Source organism: Virgibacillus sediminis, from assembly GCF_042643265.1.
GTDB classification, from domain to species: domain Bacteria; phylum Bacillota; class Bacilli; order Bacillales; family Amphibacillaceae; genus Virgibacillus_O; species Virgibacillus_O sediminis.
Genome location: NZ_JBHRRZ010000034.1, coordinates 46,803 through 62,082 on the forward strand (window position 1 = coordinate 46,803; position 15,280 = coordinate 62,082).

At 45.0% G+C, this 15,280-nt stretch carries 14 protein-coding genes, 1 rRNA gene and 1 other annotated feature; all 15 genes read right to left on the reverse strand.

The genetic code is table 11. The features are described 5' to 3' along the window. Positions 1 to 40 precede the first annotated feature (40 nt). The 15 genes from sigH to rrf all read right to left on the reverse strand — a co-directional run bounded on the left by sigH (position 41) and on the right by rrf (position 15,144). Positions 41 to 691, reverse strand: coding sequence for an RNA polymerase sporulation sigma factor SigH (gene sigH, locus ACFODW_RS13295; protein WP_390307245.1), 651 nt, complete (start codon positions 689 to 691; stop codon positions 41 to 43). A gap of 114 nt (positions 692 to 805) precedes the next feature. Further along, positions 806 to 1,315 carry an NYN domain-containing protein gene (locus tag ACFODW_RS13300; protein WP_390307247.1) on the reverse strand — a complete coding sequence of 170 codons (510 nt, stop codon included), beginning with the start codon at positions 1,313 to 1,315 and terminating at the stop codon, positions 806 to 808. After that, entirely contained in the window at positions 1,315 to 2,067 is a 753-nt protein-coding gene (gene rlmB, locus ACFODW_RS13305) for a 23S rRNA (guanosine(2251)-2'-O)-methyltransferase RlmB (RefSeq protein WP_390307249.1), read from the reverse strand. Before rlmB ends, ACFODW_RS13300 begins: the two co-directional genes overlap by 1 nt. Continuing rightward, complete coding sequence (locus ACFODW_RS13310) at positions 2,067 to 2,465, reverse strand: Mini-ribonuclease 3 (RefSeq protein ID WP_390307251.1); 399 nt, start codon at positions 2,463 to 2,465, stop codon at positions 2,067 to 2,069. The genes rlmB and ACFODW_RS13310 overlap by 1 nt, the downstream gene beginning before the upstream one ends. Positions 2,466 to 2,467: 2 nt before the next feature. Then, the gene (gene cysS / locus ACFODW_RS13315) at positions 2,468 to 3,868 is read right to left on the reverse strand and encodes a cysteine--tRNA ligase (RefSeq protein WP_390307253.1); all 1,401 of its coding nucleotides are present in this window, start codon (positions 3,866 to 3,868) and stop codon (positions 2,468 to 2,470) included. Next, positions 3,858 to 4,517 (reverse strand): serine O-acetyltransferase, encoded by a 660-nt coding sequence (gene cysE / locus ACFODW_RS13320; protein ID WP_390307255.1) that lies wholly within the window; start codon positions 4,515 to 4,517, stop codon positions 3,858 to 3,860. Before cysE ends, cysS begins: the two co-directional genes overlap by 11 nt. Before the next feature lie 293 nt (positions 4,518 to 4,810). Beyond that, positions 4,811 to 5,036, reverse strand: a binding site (T-box leader). A gap of 42 nt (positions 5,037 to 5,078) precedes the next feature. Beyond that, complete coding sequence (gltX, locus tag ACFODW_RS13325) at positions 5,079 to 6,548, reverse strand: glutamate--tRNA ligase (RefSeq protein ID WP_390307257.1); 1,470 nt, start codon at positions 6,546 to 6,548, stop codon at positions 5,079 to 5,081. Positions 6,549 to 6,681: 133 nt separating this feature from the next. After that, complete coding sequence (locus ACFODW_RS13330) at positions 6,682 to 7,785, reverse strand: PIN/TRAM domain-containing protein (protein WP_390307258.1); 1,104 nt, start codon at positions 7,783 to 7,785, stop codon at positions 6,682 to 6,684. 118 nt (positions 7,786 to 7,903) lie between these two features. Continuing rightward, the gene (gene radA, locus ACFODW_RS13335) at positions 7,904 to 9,277 is read right to left on the reverse strand and encodes a DNA repair protein RadA (RefSeq protein WP_390307259.1); all 1,374 of its coding nucleotides are present in this window, start codon (positions 9,275 to 9,277) and stop codon (positions 7,904 to 7,906) included. Between the two features lie 192 nt (positions 9,278 to 9,469). Beyond that, positions 9,470 to 11,899 carry an ATP-dependent protease ATP-binding subunit ClpC gene (gene clpC, locus ACFODW_RS13340; RefSeq protein ID WP_390307261.1) on the reverse strand — a complete coding sequence of 810 codons (2,430 nt, stop codon included), beginning with the start codon at positions 11,897 to 11,899 and terminating at the stop codon, positions 9,470 to 9,472. A gap of 17 nt (positions 11,900 to 11,916) precedes the next feature. Further along, positions 11,917 to 12,981 (reverse strand): protein arginine kinase, encoded by a 1,065-nt coding sequence (locus ACFODW_RS13345; protein WP_390307262.1) that lies wholly within the window; start codon positions 12,979 to 12,981, stop codon positions 11,917 to 11,919. Continuing rightward, positions 12,981 to 13,529 (reverse strand): UvrB/UvrC motif-containing protein, encoded by a 549-nt coding sequence (locus ACFODW_RS13350; RefSeq protein ID WP_390307263.1) that lies wholly within the window; start codon positions 13,527 to 13,529, stop codon positions 12,981 to 12,983. The genes ACFODW_RS13345 and ACFODW_RS13350 overlap by 1 nt, the downstream gene beginning before the upstream one ends. Before the next feature lie 15 nt (positions 13,530 to 13,544). Then, on the reverse strand, positions 13,545 to 14,012 hold the full coding sequence (locus ACFODW_RS13355; protein ID WP_390307264.1) for a CtsR family transcriptional regulator: 468 nt from the start codon (positions 14,010 to 14,012) through the stop codon (positions 13,545 to 13,547). A gap of 182 nt (positions 14,013 to 14,194) precedes the next feature. Then, positions 14,195 to 14,848, reverse strand: a complete 654-nt coding sequence (locus ACFODW_RS13360) for an MgtC/SapB family protein (protein WP_390307268.1) — start codon at positions 14,846 to 14,848, stop codon at positions 14,195 to 14,197. A 180-nt stretch (positions 14,849 to 15,028) separates the two neighbouring features. Then, a 5S ribosomal RNA gene (gene rrf / locus ACFODW_RS13365) occupies positions 15,029 to 15,144 on the reverse strand. Positions 15,145 to 15,280: the final 136 nt, after the last annotated feature.

Consider the following 15,280-nt stretch of genomic DNA (forward strand, 5'->3'; position numbering starts at 1 on the left):
GACCAGCCACTCTGTCAACGGAGCCCAATTCCCCACCCCGTCAGTATTTTACCTTCTCTGTTTCTAAGAGCTGCTCCAATTTCCTTTTCACCCGCTGAAGGGCATTATCAATGGATTTGACATGCCTGTCCAACAACACGGAGATTTCCTGATAGGTCTGGCCGTCTAAATAGAGGTGGAGCACCTTTTTTTCCAGGCCGCTCAACAACTCTGATAACTTGTTCTCCATATCTCCGTATTTCTCTCTATTGATGAGCAGCTCCTGCGGGTCTATCGTTTTGGATCCGGCTATCACGTCGAGCAGAGTTCTGTCAGTCTCTTCATCATACATTGGCTTGTCCAATGAAACATATGAATTAAGGGGAATATGCTTTTGCCTGGTAGCCGTTTTGATTGCAGTTATGATCTGCCTCGTCACACAAAGTTCGGCAAAGGCCTTAAAGGATGACTGCTTCTCTTTATCATAGTCTCTGATTGCTTTATAGAGTCCGATCATTCCCTCTTGAATGATATCCTCTTTATCTGCTCCCACCAGAAAGTAAGTCCGCGCCTTCGCCCATACAAAGTTTTTATATTTATTTATAAGAAAATCCAACGCATTGCTGTCCTCTTGATGAATCAGGCGAAGTAGTTCATCATCATCAAGTATGCTTAAGTTATGGTCCTCCGCCGCTAACTGCTTGACACTCAACACAAAGCCCCCCCCGGAACGTACAGTCAATTTAGAATTATTATACAGTAAGCGCTTTATAAGAGTCAATGCCAAAAAAGGGGATACCATGCGGAATAATCGTACCCGAACCGCTCATGTATCCCCTCTCCGCCACTTTTCAAACTTTTTTAACACTTCATCACTCAAAGCTATTTTTGTCTGCGGCTTCATCTTTTGATGTGTCTTGATATTCTCCTCAATCTCTCTTTCAATATTTCCTAATTCGATCAATAATTCCCTGGCCGATTTACGCAAGGCTCCTCTGCTGAAGATCGTGCGTTGTTCGGTATAATCATTAGTTACGACGTACACCTGATTCTGTACGTTCTTCAGATCTTTTACGAGTTTTTCGATACACTCATCGGCGGTTTCCTTTTCTTTGGTGAAAATGACCTCAACTTTATATGCTTCCAATTTGGAAGCTGTACCTCTTACGTAGTAAGCATCGAAAACGATGATAACCCTCATTCCGGTATATGCCTGATACTCGGCCATCAAACCAATAAGGCGGTCGCGCGCCTGGGCCATATCCTTTTCTTTAAGCCTCTGCAGTTCTCCCCATGCGCCTATGACGTTGTAACCGTCCACTACCAGAATATTCATTATCCCTCACCAAGCGGAGATCTTTTGCGGTACACCTCGTACAGGAGAAGGCTGCATGCAACAGAAGCATTAAGAGAGGAAACCTCGCCCTTCATGGGGAGGCTTACCGTCCAATCACATTTTTTTCTGACCAGCCGGCTCATTCCTTTGCCTTCATTACCAATGACAATGGCGAGTGGGAGCGTCCCTTCTAATTGACGATAATCTTCCGTAGCGTCCGCTTCTGTTCCGACAACCCAAACATTCCGCTCTTTCAACTCATCAATTGTATTGGCAATGTTAGTTACCCGGACCACTGGAATGTGCTCCATTGCCCCCGCTGCAGTTTTTGCCACCGTAGCAGTGAGCCCCACAGAACGGCGCTTTGGGATAATTACGCCATGAACCCCCGCAGCATCAGCAGTGCGGAGGATGGAACCCAAGTTATGTGGGTCCTCCAACTCGTCCAGAATAATTAAAAATGGCTCCTCCTTGTTCTCGTCTGCCCTCTGAAACAGGTCTTCAATAGAAGCATATTGATAAGATGCTACATAAGCAATGACTCCCTGATGATTTCCGGACGCCGCTTGGTCCAGTTTACTCTTGGGAACCTTCTGTACAATTGTCCCCGCTTCCTTGCTTTGATGAATGATTTTCCCTTGTACTTTAGGATTTAGTTGTTCGGAAACAAGCACCTTATTTACTGACCTTCCTGATTTTAAAGCCTCCAGAACGGGATTCTTGCCGATAATCATCTCTTGCTGTTGATCCATTACTGTTTCCTCCCTTCAGTGAATTCCACCGCCTGGCCCAACAGTTCCTCCAGCCGTTTCTTATTTCCAGATAAGTAATGATAGCCAATGAGTGCTTCAAAGGCAGTACTGTAGCGGTAAGTTTGAATGCTGATGTTCTTGGGCGTCGACCCGGACTTGGCATTTCTGCCTCTTGCGACCACCCGCTCCTCCTCTTCGTCAAGGACCCCGTTGTCCAGCCAATGCAGGACAACGGCCGCCTGTGCTTTCCCTGATACAAAACTCACTGCTTTCTGATGAAGCTGATTGGGTTTTACCTGACCCGACTGTAATAAGTGTTCGCGTACATGCACTTCAAATACAGCATCTCCCATGTAGGCAAGGGCCAAGCTTTTCATCTGCCTGACGTCTTGGATCATAGCTATCCTCTCTTCCAACGCACTCCCTGAGGGGTGTCCTCCAGGATGATGTTTTTCTCTTTTAGCATATCCCTAATTTCATCTGCCCGGGCGAAATCCCGTTTGTTCCTGGCTTCCGTCCGTTCCTCAATCAATGCCTCCACATCTTCATCAAGCAGCTCTTCCTCCTGTACCAAGTCAATCCCTAGCACTTGCATAAATGACTCAGCTGTTTCCATGAAGGAATCGATCACTTTTGTGGTTGTTTGATTGGATTCCAGATAAACATTTGCCTCTTTTGTAAGATCAAACAGCACGGAAATCGCATTAGCTGTATTAAAATCATCATCCATTTCTGTTTCGAACTGCTGCTTCAGCTGTGCAATCTTATCCAGCCACTGCTGGCCATCACCCGCAAGATTCATACTGGATTGCTTCCGGTGTTTCAAGTTGACATAAGCTGTTCTAATACGCTCAAGACTGTTTTTTGCGCTTTCCAGCAGCTCTTCTGTGAAATTGATCGGATTGCGATAATGGACACTCAGCATAAAGAAGCGAATCACTTGAGGATCATGCTGTGTGATCAAATCCCTGGTCAGTACAAAATTACCAAGTGACTTCGACATTTTTTCATTATCTATATTAATATACCCATTATGCATCCAATATCTCGCAAATGATTTACCATTGCCTGCTTCCGACTGGGCAATCTCATTCTCATGATGTGGGAAGGTCAAATCCTGCCCGCCGGCATGGATATCAATGGTCTCACCAAGGTATTTTTTTGCCATTGCAGAGCATTCGATATGCCAGCCCGGCCGCCCTTGCCCCCATGGAGAGTCCCAGGCAACCTCGCCATCTTTTGCTTGTTTCCACAAGGCGAAATCCAATGGATCTTCTTTCTTCTCCCCTACCTGTATCCTTGCACCGGAACGCAATTCATCAATAGATTGATGAGAAAGCTTTCCATACTCTTTAAAAGCACGGGGTTTAAAGTAGACATCGCCCCCAGCCTCATAAGCAAAACCTTTCTCGATCAACCCTTTAATAAATGCAATGATATCGTCCATCGTTTCCATTACTCGTGGGTTGTAAGTAGCTTGCTTGACCCCTAGAGCTCCGACGTCCTCCAGGTAGGCATCTATATAACGATCAGCTACGGCCTTTACCTCTTCACCAAGTTCATTCGCCCTTTTGATAATTTTATCGTCTACATCCGTGAAGTTTAGAACATACTCCACCTCATATCCTTTATATTCCAAGTACCTTCTTACGCTATCGAATACGATTGCTGGACGGGCATTACCAATATGGATGTAGTTGTATACGGTCGGACCGCATACATACATCTTCACCTTACCTTCTTCCAATGGCTTAAACGCCTCTTTTTGCCTTGTTAATGTATTATAGACCTTAATCGACATATTGTTTCCCTTCTTTCATTCTGGCGATTTCTTCTCTCAATTCGTCAATTTCCCTCTGTAAATGGGCACAACGGTCTGCAACCGGATCGGGAATCTTATGATGATCTAGATCCCTTCTAATCTTTTCCCCATTCTGCTTGACCACCCGGCCAGGAATCCCTACAACAGTGGCATGGTCCGGGACATCTTTCAACACGACAGATCCGCCGCCTACCTTTGCATTCTCCCCAATGGTAATGGAGCCGAGCACTTTGGCACCCGTTGAGATAAGCGCATTATCTTTCACTGTAGGATGGCGCTTCCCTTTTTCTTTTCCTGTCCCGCCCAAGGTGACTCCTTGGAATACGGTGACATTATCCCCAATCTCGCATGTCTCCCCGATGACAACTCCCATCCCATGATCGATAAAGAATCTCCGGCCAATTTTAGCACCCGGATGGATCTCTATACCTGTAATAAAACGGCTGATTTGCGAAATGAGACGGGCGAAGAAAAACATCTTTCGTTTGTAGAAAGCATGGGCGATACGATGCCCCCAAACAGCATGCAGTCCTGAATAGGTGAGCATGACCTCAATATAGGATCTTGCCGCTGGATCCTGTTCAAACACTACGTCCATATCCTCTTTCATCCGTCTGAAAAAGCCCATTGTTTCTCCTCCTTCTTCCCTTTTATCAGTCTATTTTTCACTGCCCTTTCCATTATTACAAGAAAACGCCTAGACAGGCTGGGCTATATGGCCCAGTTCCTCCTGCGTTGGCGAAAAAGCTAAGTGGAGACACCCCGTCAGCGCTGTACGTGCTATACACAATCCATTGCCTCCAGAAGCCTCGTTAAACCACTAATCGCCAGCTTGGACGTAATTATACCTGTCATCAGTCAGCCGCTACTTTTAAATATTGTAGTTTCCTCAATAAAAAAAGCGCCTCTGTGTAGTGACTACACAGAGACGCTTTTGCGCGGTTCCACTCTGTTTGGAGGAGCAAAGGACACTCTCCTCCCAGCTTAATGCTCTCATAACGGGAGAGTTCCGCCAACATGTACTCCTAGCTTTCCATGCCGGACTCGAAGGGGCACTTCGAAAACAATCCTTAAAACCACTCGCAGCAAATGTGATTCTCTCTGGGTAAGTCAATTGTTTCCTACTTTTCCTTGTCAACGTTCCAATATTTATAATTACTATATTACATTTTAGGCGGAATGTGAACCATTAAGCTCCCAGCTGCTTGAGTACCTTATCCAGTCTGCGGACAATAGCTTCTTTGCCTAGAAGCTCAATAGCCAACGGCAATTCGGGGCCATGTGTCTGCCCAGTGGTTGCTACCCGGATAGGCATGAAAAGTTTCTTCCCGCGATGTCCGGTCTCTTTTTGTGTTGCCTTAATTTGCGCCTTGATGGAGTCTTTTTCAAAATCCTCCAAGTGGATCAGCTTATCTGTGAAGACTTGAAGCACTTCAGGCACCTGCTCCTGCTGGAGTACATCCATTGCTCCTTCATCAAAGGTCAATTCATCCTGGAAGAAAAGCTCCGTTAACTCCACGATTTCCGCTCCATACCTCAGTTGTTCACGGTAAAGGGAGACAACCTTTTCGGCCCACTCGCGTGTACGCTCATCCATATCTGCAGGCAGTCTGCCGGCTTCAATCAAATGAGGCATAGCCAAATCGATTACCTGCTCAATGTCTGCAGCTTTGATATATTCATTATTCATCCATTTTAATTTATGTCTGTCAAAAATCGCAGCGGACGTAGACAGCCTGTCCGGATCAAAGATATCAATCAAGGTTTCCTGATTGAATATCTCTTCTTCCCCGACTGGCGACCAACCAAGCAAAGTAATAAAGTTGAATAGAGCTTCAGGCAAATAGCCGAGTTTCTCATATTGTTCAATAAACTGAAGAATATGCTCGTCCCGCTTACTCAGTTTCTTTCTTTCCTCATTGAGAATGAGGGTCATGTGGCCAAATTGAGGAGGTTCCCATCCCAATGCTTCATAGACCATCATTTGCTTCGGTGTATTGGAAATATGCTCCTCTCCCCTCAGTACATGGGAAATCTGCATCAAGTGATCATCAATAGCCACCGCAAAATTGTACGTTGGAATCCCATTTTTCTTAACAATCACCCAGTCGCCGAAATCACTTGATTCGAAGGTGATATTGCCACGGACAATATCAGGGAATGTATAAGTATGGTTCTCTGGCACACGCATCCTGATACTTGGCTGGCGCCCTTCCTTCTCAAAGCGGTTGATATCTTCTTCCGACAAATTGCGATGAGCGCCCGAGTATTTCGGGACCTCGCCTTTTTGGCGCTGCTCTTCCCGCTCTGCTTCCAACTCTTCTTCTGTCATATAACACTTGTAAGCAAGTCCTTTTTCCAGCAGTTCATCTACGTACTTTTGGTAGATTTCCAAGCGTTCCATCTGTCGGTATGGACCATAGTCGCCGCCTACATCAGCACCTTCATCCCATTCAATACCGAGCCACTTCAGATATTTCAGCTGGCTTTGCTCGCCGCCTTCCACATTTCGCTTATCATCTGTATCCTCTATACGGATGATGAATTTCCCACCGAAGTGCTTGGCGTATAAATAGTTGAACAGCGCCGTACGCGCATTTCCAATATGCAGGTTGCCGGTCGGGCTCGGTGCATAGCGAACACGAACTTCCTTTGTCATGATGTTACCCCTTTCTTTTTATAAAAACAGCTAAATGGATGGTAGATGTTTTATATAAATGCTAAGAAAAGTGATAACATCCACATGTTATCACTTTTATAAATTACTATATCCTCTATAAGTTATACTCTTTTTACTGTGCTTTTTCAAGTAATTTTGGTTTAGCAAAAATCATACGACCGGCAGATGTCTGCAGCACGCTTGTAATCAGAACCTCTATCGTCTTGCCGATATAATTCCTTCCCTCTTCGACAACAATCATTGTTCCATCATCGAGGTAGGCAACTCCCTGGTTATGTTCTTTCCCGTCCTTGATCACTTGAACAGCCAATTCTTCTCCCGGCAATACAACCGGTTTTACAGCATTAGCCAGATCATTGATATTCAGTACCGGAACACCTTGTAGATCACAAACCTTATTAAGATTGAAATCATTCGTAACAACCACGCCATCAGTTACTTTTGCCAGTTTGATCAGTTTACTGTCCACTTCCTGGATATCCTCAAAATCCCCTTCGTAGATTTCTACTTCTACCGGCAGTTCTTTTTGCATCCTGTTTAGGACATCCAGCCCTCGACGGCCCCGATTACGTTTCAGAGTATCGGAAGAATCCGCAATATGCTGCAGCTCACCCAGTACAAATTGGGGAATAACGATTGTCCCTTCGAGAAAGTGAGTTTGGCAAATATCTGCAATTCGTCCGTCAATAATGACGCTAGTATCAAGTATTTTGGGTTTTGGTTTCCCGGTTGGCTGATTGTTTTCAGCATTCTCCGCGGGCTTTCGCTTATCCCTTTCCTTGCGGTTCTTATTCAGAAGATTGACAAACTCATCCCTCCGTCGGAAGCCCACCCGGAACCCGAAATAACCCAGTAAAGTCATAATAAAGAATGGAAGCACCTGAGAAATAATTTCAATATTTATATCCTGAAGCGGCATGTTTATAAAATAGGCTATAACCAGACCAACAATCAAACCTACACTTCCAAAAAACAAATCAATGGCCGGAAGCTTGATCAGCGCATCCTCCACCCATTTCAAAAAACCTACGGAATAATCTGCAAGCCAGTACGAAAGAAGAAAGAATATAATTGCTCCGACAACCATTCCTAAATAGGGGGATGCAACCCAGCTCGCTTCTGTAAAATCAAGCAGATTAATAATATACGGTATATACAAATACCCAATGGTACCACCTAAAACAACAAAAAATAAGTGAACAATCAATTTAAGCACCACTGTCACCTCCTAACCTTATTATTACCTTTTTAAACTAAAAATAACCACTCCAATATGAAAAGCCTGTGTCATATTTGGGAAGATATTCTTTTAGCACTCCATACAAACAGATCCGTTACCGGGAAACGCCTAAATCCAAGGCTTCCTGAACTGTATTCACACCAACTATTTCCAGTCCCTCAGGAGCTTTCCATCCGTCCAGGTTCTTTGCGGGACAGAAAACACGCTTGAAACCAAGCTTTGCCGCTTCCTGAACTCGCTGTTCAATCCTTGATACCCGCCTGATTTCCCCTGTAAGGCCTACCTCTCCGATGAAGATATCATCCGGTTTGGTCGGCTGGTCCCGGAAGCTCGATGCAATGCTTACAGCGATGGCCAAGTCAATGGCAGGCTCATCAAGCTTTACACCGCCTGCTACTTTAATGTACGCATCCTGATTCTGAAGCATCAGCCCCACCCTTTTTTCCAGTACTGCCATCAAAAGCGGCACCCGGTTATTATCAATACCGGTAGCCATCCGGCGGGGATTCCCAAAACTAGAAGGAGAGATTAATGCCTGTATTTCTACCAGTACCGGCCTGGTCCCTTCCATCGAAGCAACAACCGTGGACCCCGCAGCTCCCTCTGAACGTTCTTCCAGAAAGATTTCAGAAGGGTTCATTACTTCACGTAGGCCTTCCTCTTTCATCTCGAAAATCCCCATCTCATGGGTGCTGCCAAATCTATTTTTAACGCCACGGAGAATCCTGTACGTATGGTGTCTTTCCCCTTCGAAATAGAGTACCGCATCTACCATATGCTCCAGAAGCCTCGGTCCTGCTATGGCACCTTCCTTCGTTACGTGGCCGACAATAAAAATGGGAATCCCGCTTGTCTTGGCAATTTTCATCAGCTCGCTTGTAGTTTCGCGGACCTGTGAGACGCTGCCAGGTGCACTGGAGACTTCCTCCCTAAATATTGTCTGGATGGAATCTATAACTACTAAGGACGGTTTCACTTCTTCAATCTGTCTGGAAATGTCATATAAATTAGTCTCTGAGAGTACATACAATAAATCTGTTTTAATACCTAACCGGTCGGCCCGTAGCTTAGTCTGCCTTGTAGACTCCTCTCCGGATATGTAGAGAACAGGGAGCCCCTTTCCGGCCAGCTGAGAAGAAATCTGCAATAGCAAAGTAGATTTCCCAATTCCCGGGTCACCCCCTACCAATACAAGTGAGCCGGGCACAATCCCTCCGCCGAGTACACGGTTCAATTCCTCCATATTTGTCGTAATCCTCGGTTCCTCCTGGGACTCGATGGAAGTTATCTTTTCGGATTTGACAGAACGGGAGCCGATACCACCTGAAAGCCGCTGCTGCCCGGAATTTCCAGCCATCATTTCCTCTGTCATTGTATTCCAATTGTTGCAGCCAGGGCATTTCCCCATCCATTTTGCTGACTCATAGCCGCAATCCTGGCATACATATTTCGTTTTGCGTTTTGCCAAAGAACTCGATCCTTTCTTTCTCTATATCTTTATTATAGGACAAATTGTTAATTCATAAGGTTACAGCTTCCTATCAATTTATGAGATATTTTCCATAAGCATGCCACATTTAGCCACTTTTTTTGCAAAAATCCCTCATTTAGGCAAAAAGCCAGAAGACTCATGCTTCCGGCTTTTCCCCTCGATGTCCTTTTATGGGAGAATCGTGAATTCTCCTTTGTTATTAAGACCGATCTTAACTTTTTCACCTTTATTGATATTTTCTTTAAGGAGCTCTTCCGATAACAAATCCTCAATGTTTTTCTGAATGGACCTGCGTAATGGGCGGGCGCCATACTCTGGGTCAAAACCTTCATTAGCAATTTTTTCAATGGCTTTGTCCGTGAGAGAAAACTCAATTTCCTGTTCCTTCAGCCTGTTACGCAGCTGTTCCACTAGTAAAGTAACGATATCTTTCATATGCTTTTTCTCCAGTGAATGGAAGACGATGGTTTCATCAATACGGTTGAGGAATTCCGGACGGAACGCCTTCTTCATTTCATCCATCACTTTCGATTTCATATCTTTATAATCTTGATCTTCGTCTTCAAGATTAAAACCGACATGCTTGTTTCTGCGCAGTTCACTCGCTCCTACATTGGAGGTCATAATCAGTACGGTATTACGGAAATCCACCAATCTCCCCTTCGAATCGGTCAGCCGTCCGTCTTCCAATACCTGAAGCAGAATATTGAAGACTTCGGGATGCGCTTTTTCAATTTCGTCCAGTAATACAACGGAATATGGCTTTGTCCGTACCTTCTCCGTAAGCTGGCCTCCTTCATCATAGCCTACATAACCAGGAGGTGAACCAACCAGACGGGAAGTGGAATGTTTCTCCATGTATTCTGACATATCAATTCGAATCATGGCCTCTTCTTCACCAAACATCGTCTCTGCCAAAGCGCGGGCAAGCTCTGTCTTCCCTACACCGGTTGGCCCCAGGAAAATAAATGAACCGATTGGGCGCTTTGGATCTTTTAACCCGGCACGGGCACGGCGTATAGCCTTTGAAATGGCATTTACCGCTTCTTCCTGACCTATCACCCGATTATGCAGAGTCTCTTCCATATGAAGCAGACGCTCGCTTTCATCCTTGGTCAGCCTAGATACAGGTACGCCTGTCCAGATGGATACTACACTGGCAATGTCTTCTACTGTTACTTCTGAAGCTGTCTGCCCTTGTTTCTCTTTCCACTGCTTCTTCGTTTCTTCCAGCTCTTCGCGAAGTCGCTGCTCAGAATCCCTAAGAGAAGCAGCTTTTTCAAATTCCTGGCTTTGGACTGCCGCATCCTTCTCTTTTCGGACTTCCTCCAGCTTCTGTTCTAACTCTTTCAGATTTGGCGGGACAGTATAGGAACGGAGACGCACTTTCGAACCTGCCTCATCAATCAAATCAATTGCCTTGTCCGGGAGGAAACGATCTGTAATGTACCGATTGGAAAGGTGTGCTGCAGCCTCGATAGCTTCGTCCGTGATGGTGACCCGGTGGTGAGCCTCGTAACGGTCCCTAAGACCGTTCAATATCTGTATAGTTTCCTCCATAGTTGGCTCATCAACCTGGATTGGCTGGAATCTCCGTTCTAGAGCGGCATCCTTCTCTATATATTTGCGATATTCATCCAGGGTGGTTGCCCCGATGCATTGAAGTTCACCGCGAGCAAGGGAAGGCTTGAGGATATTGGAAGCGTCAATGGCACCCTCTGCACCTCCAGCTCCAATCAAGGTATGCAGTTCGTCAATGAATAAAATGATATTGCCAGCTTGGCGGATTTCCTCCATTACCTTTTTGAGACGGTCTTCAAATTCACCACGATATTTAGTGCCTGCCACGACGGTTCCCATGTCGAGCGTCATTACACGCTTATCACGAAGGATTTCCGGCACCTCATTATCAACGATTTGCTGTGCCAACCCTTCTGCAACAGCCGTTTTACCTACACCAGGCTCCCCAACCAAGACAGGGTTGTTTTTAGTTCGGCGGCTTAGCACCTGAATGACACGCTCAATCTCCTTGGATCGTCCGATTACCGGGTCAATTTTGCCTTCTTTGGCTATCACGGTCAGATCTCGCGCCAAGGAATCCAGAGTTGGTGTGCTGGCGTTGGACTGCTGCCCATTACGGCCCTGCCGGCCACTTTGGGATTCATTGCTGCCAAGAAGCTGAAGCACCTGCTGCCTTGCCTTGTTCAGACTCACACCAAGGTTGTTCAGTACACGGGCTGCAACTCCTTCTCCCTCACGAATTAGGCCAAGGAGGATATGCTCAGTTCCTACATAGGAATGTCCCAGCTTCCTTGCTTCATCCTGCGATAGCTCCACTACTTTCTTGGCTCTTGGTGTATAGTGAATAGACTGCATTGGCTGCTTGCCGACGCCAATCAGTTCCTCCACCTGTTCTTGAATGTTGGACACTTCAACTCCCAGAGACTGCAGAGCTTTAGCCGCAATGCCTTCTCCTTCACGGACCAGGCCTAAGAGAATATGTTCCGTACCTATATTGTTATGGCCCAGCCTAACTGCTTCTTCCTGTGATAAAGCTAATACCTTTTGCGCCCTTTCCGTAAATCGTCCAAACATCATATAAATTTTCCTCCCATCTACTTTTCTAATTGCAGTCTTTCACGGATTAAAGAAGCTCTTAACACGTCCCGCTCTCCAGCAGATAATTTCCGCTCTGCATATTGCTGCAGGAAACCCGGCTGGGTAAGGATGACCAGTTCATTCAGTATATTTCTGGACACGTTATTTATGAGGCCTAAATCAATTCCCAGCCGTACATTGGATAAACGGTTCGCCGCTTCTTTGGATTCCATGATTCTACTGTACTCAAGAACCCCATATGAACGGAAGATACGATCTTCCACCTCGGTGCTGGACTGCTCCAATAGCCTGGAGCGTGCATTCCTTTCATGTGTTATCAATTGTTTCACAACACTTTGTAAATCTCCAACAATATCTTCTTCAGATTTTCCTAGGGTTATCTGGTTGGAGATTTGGAAAAGATTCCCAAGGGCTTCACTGCCTTCTCCATAAATACCGCGGACCACTAGGCCTAGCTGGTTAATCGCCGGGGTCATCCGATTCAACTGTTTAGTGATGGCCAGTGCAGGTAAATGCATCATGACAGAGGCCCTCATACCTGTCCCCACATTCGTAGGACAGCTGGTCAGATATCCTCTTGTTTCATCAAAAGCATAATCAATTTTCTCTTCAAACCAGTCGTCCAAGGCGGATGCCTTCTTGAGGGCCTCCGGTAATTGAAACCCCGGGAAGTAGACTTGAAGCCTAATATGGTCCTCTTCGTTCACCATAAGGGATACCTGTTCATTCTCGGATATGAGTGCAGCAGCTGCTTGACTGTTTTTTGCCAAGTGAGGACTGATCAGATGCTTTTCAACCAATACCCTTTTTTGGATGGAGCTGACTTCCTGCATAGAAATAAAAGAAAAGTTCCGATCGTCATCAAAAGACTGTCCGTCATATTCCTTCTTAAAAAAATCATGGATCTCCTCGAGCCTTTTATGATCGGCAAGGATTGGATACGCGACATTAGAAAAGTTCCTCGCCAGCCGAATACGACTGCTTAGTACAATATCGCTGTCAGGTCCATTTTCACGCATCCAGGGACTTATTGCCTGTTTCATAAAATCTTCCAATGCCATCAGTTTTCGTCACCCGCTTCCTTTTCACCATTTCCCGTCTGCAGTTCCCTGATTTTATCGCGAACCTTAGCAGCTTCTTCAAATTCTTCTTCCTCTATCAGGGTTTTTAATTGCTCTCTATAGCTTTCCAGTTGTTTCTTCTTTTTCAAGTCACCGCCCTGGCGTTTTGGGATTTTCCCGGAATGCTGGGTATTTCCTGAATGTACCCTCCTGAATATTGGATCGAGTCTTGAAGAAAAAGTTTCATAGCAGGAAGCACACCCGAATTTGCCAACGCGCTGGAACTCTGAAAAAGTCATTTTGCAACCGGGGCACTGTACCTCCTTCGATTGCTGGTATGGCTGGTCTTTTTGTGGGCCCAGGCCACCTGGGTCAAAGTTAAACAGCCCAGAAAGCAGATTCTGAAGGGAATAGCCTTCCTCCGGAGAATTCATGTAGCCCATTTCTTTTGCACATACACCACATACGTGCACAGTCGTTTTATTGCCATTGACGACTTGTGTTAAGTGAACAGTGGCCGGTCGATTATGGCATTCCTGACAATCCATGCTTCTTCAGCCTCCTTACTCATTCAGAAATTTCAATGTGGAAAGCATTGCAGTTAGAACACGCGCTCGGATCTCATCACGTAAAGGCAGTTGAAAAGCTAATGTGGTTCGGTCGACTGCACTCATAATCAGCTTGGCTTCACGCTCTGTCACTAGTTTTTCCTCCATAAGCCTGCCCATTATATCAACTGCTGCCTGCTGGGTAACAGAAGGGTTAATCATATCAATAACCTCATCTATTAATTCCGATTTATCCTGATGTATTACCCGCATGATGCGGATATATCCGCCTCCACCACGTTTACTCTCTACTATATACCCTTTTTCCACTGTGAAACGCGTTTTAATCACATAATTAATCTGCGAGGGGACACACTGGAATTGATCCGCAATCTCGCTGCGCTTTATCTCGATGACATTCTGCCCATCTGCCTGTAATATTTTTTTTAGATACTGTTCTATTACATCAGAAATATTACTCACGGCACCCCGCCTCCTTGCTACTTCTTTTTGACTTTGACTATCTTTGACTATACTCTTATTATACGGGAAAAAAAGCAAGTTGCAAATAGTATGTGTTGTCTTCTATGTACAGTCTAGACAAAAAAGAAAAAGAAAAAACCTTACAGCAACTATTTGTGTAAGGTCTAGGGGAGGCAAGCAAGCTATTTAAGTTCTGAAATGTTTCTCACTTCATTTAATCGGGATATTTCTTCAAATAACGCGATTTTCTCCATATCTTTCAGCCGATCCGTCTTTATGAATATCTTTCGAAGATTATGCTCCGCTTTAAGGATCTCCACGTTTTGGACATTCAATTTGTAATGTTCCATGATACTGATCACTTCATGAATCTCCAAGTCGGAAAGGGCTACTATTTCTACTATATTAGTGGAATGGCCTTTTGTGAACATTCTTTCCAAATTATTTAAAAAGACAAGACTGATAAGGATAATTAAAGTAGTGAATAGAGCGGGCCCATACATGCCTGCGCCTACCACAAGGCCGATTCCCGCAACTGCCCATATGGAAGCTGCAGTAGTCAAACCTCGAATAGTTCCGCCATAGACAATGATAGTGCCTGCACCTAGAAAACCAATCCCACTGATTACATAGGAAGGAATCCTTGCCGGGTCAAATCTCACATTATCATATTGCTGCATAAATTCTTCAAACCCAAATATCGACAACAACATCATCAGGCATGCTCCGACACCCACAAGGATATGGGTACGGAAACCGGCAGAATGGTTATTCAGTTCCCTTTCAAATCCTATAATACCTGATAATACCAATGCGATAAGCAAGCGGATAACCATTATATCCAAATCTTCTTGAAATACTTCATTCATTATTGTTTCCAACTACCACACCTCCCTTAAAAGTGATTATTATACGAATTATAAATCATATTGCCCTTTTATACTAATATATGCTTTGAATATAAAAATAAAATAAAAAGCTAAGATACAATTGTACCTTAGCTTTTAAATTCTGTTGCCTGGCAACGTCCTACTCTTGCAGGGACAAAGTCCCAACTACCATCGGCGCTGGAGAGCTTAACTTCTGTGTTCGGCATGGGAACAGGTGTGGCCTCTCCGCCATCGCCGCCAGACAACTTTCTTTATAGGGTTGATTTGCACCCTGAAAACTAAATAAGAGTAAATACCGTGACATGGTAAAGAATGTAGTTAAGTCCTCGATCGATTAGTATTCGTCAGCTCCACGTGTCACCACGCTTCCACCTCGAA

Excerpts from the sequence above, each read along its gene's own strand:
- cysS (WP_390307253.1), bottom strand. The coding sequence starts at position 3,868 with ATGTCGATTAAGGTCTATAATACATTAACAAGGCAAAAAGAGGCGTTT.
- ACFODW_RS13300 (WP_390307247.1), bottom strand. The coding sequence starts at position 1,315 with ATGAATATTCTGGTAGTGGACGGTTACAACGTCATAGGCGCATGGGGA.
- gltX (WP_390307257.1), bottom strand. The coding sequence starts at position 6,548 with ATGACAAAGGAAGTTCGTGTTCGCTATGCACCGAGCCCGACCGGCAAC.
- ACFODW_RS13350 (WP_390307263.1), bottom strand. The coding sequence starts at position 13,529 with ATGGATTGTCAGGAATGCCATAATCGACCGGCCACTGTTCACTTAACA.
- ACFODW_RS13360 (WP_390307268.1), bottom strand. The coding sequence starts at position 14,848 with ATGGTTATCCGCTTGCTTATCGCATTGGTATTATCAGGTATTATAGGA.
- ACFODW_RS13310 (WP_390307251.1), bottom strand. The coding sequence starts at position 2,465 with ATGATCCAAGACGTCAGGCAGATGAAAAGCTTGGCCCTTGCCTACATG.
- ACFODW_RS13345 (WP_390307262.1), bottom strand. The coding sequence starts at position 12,981 with ATGGCATTGGAAGATTTTATGAAACAGGCAATAAGTCCCTGGATGCGT.
- clpC (WP_390307261.1), bottom strand. The coding sequence starts at position 11,899 with ATGATGTTTGGACGATTTACGGAAAGGGCGCAAAAGGTATTAGCTTTA.
- cysE (WP_390307255.1), bottom strand. The coding sequence starts at position 4,517 with ATGGGCTTTTTCAGACGGATGAAAGAGGATATGGACGTAGTGTTTGAA.
- rlmB (WP_390307249.1), bottom strand. The coding sequence starts at position 2,067 with ATGGATCAACAGCAAGAGATGATTATCGGCAAGAATCCCGTTCTGGAG.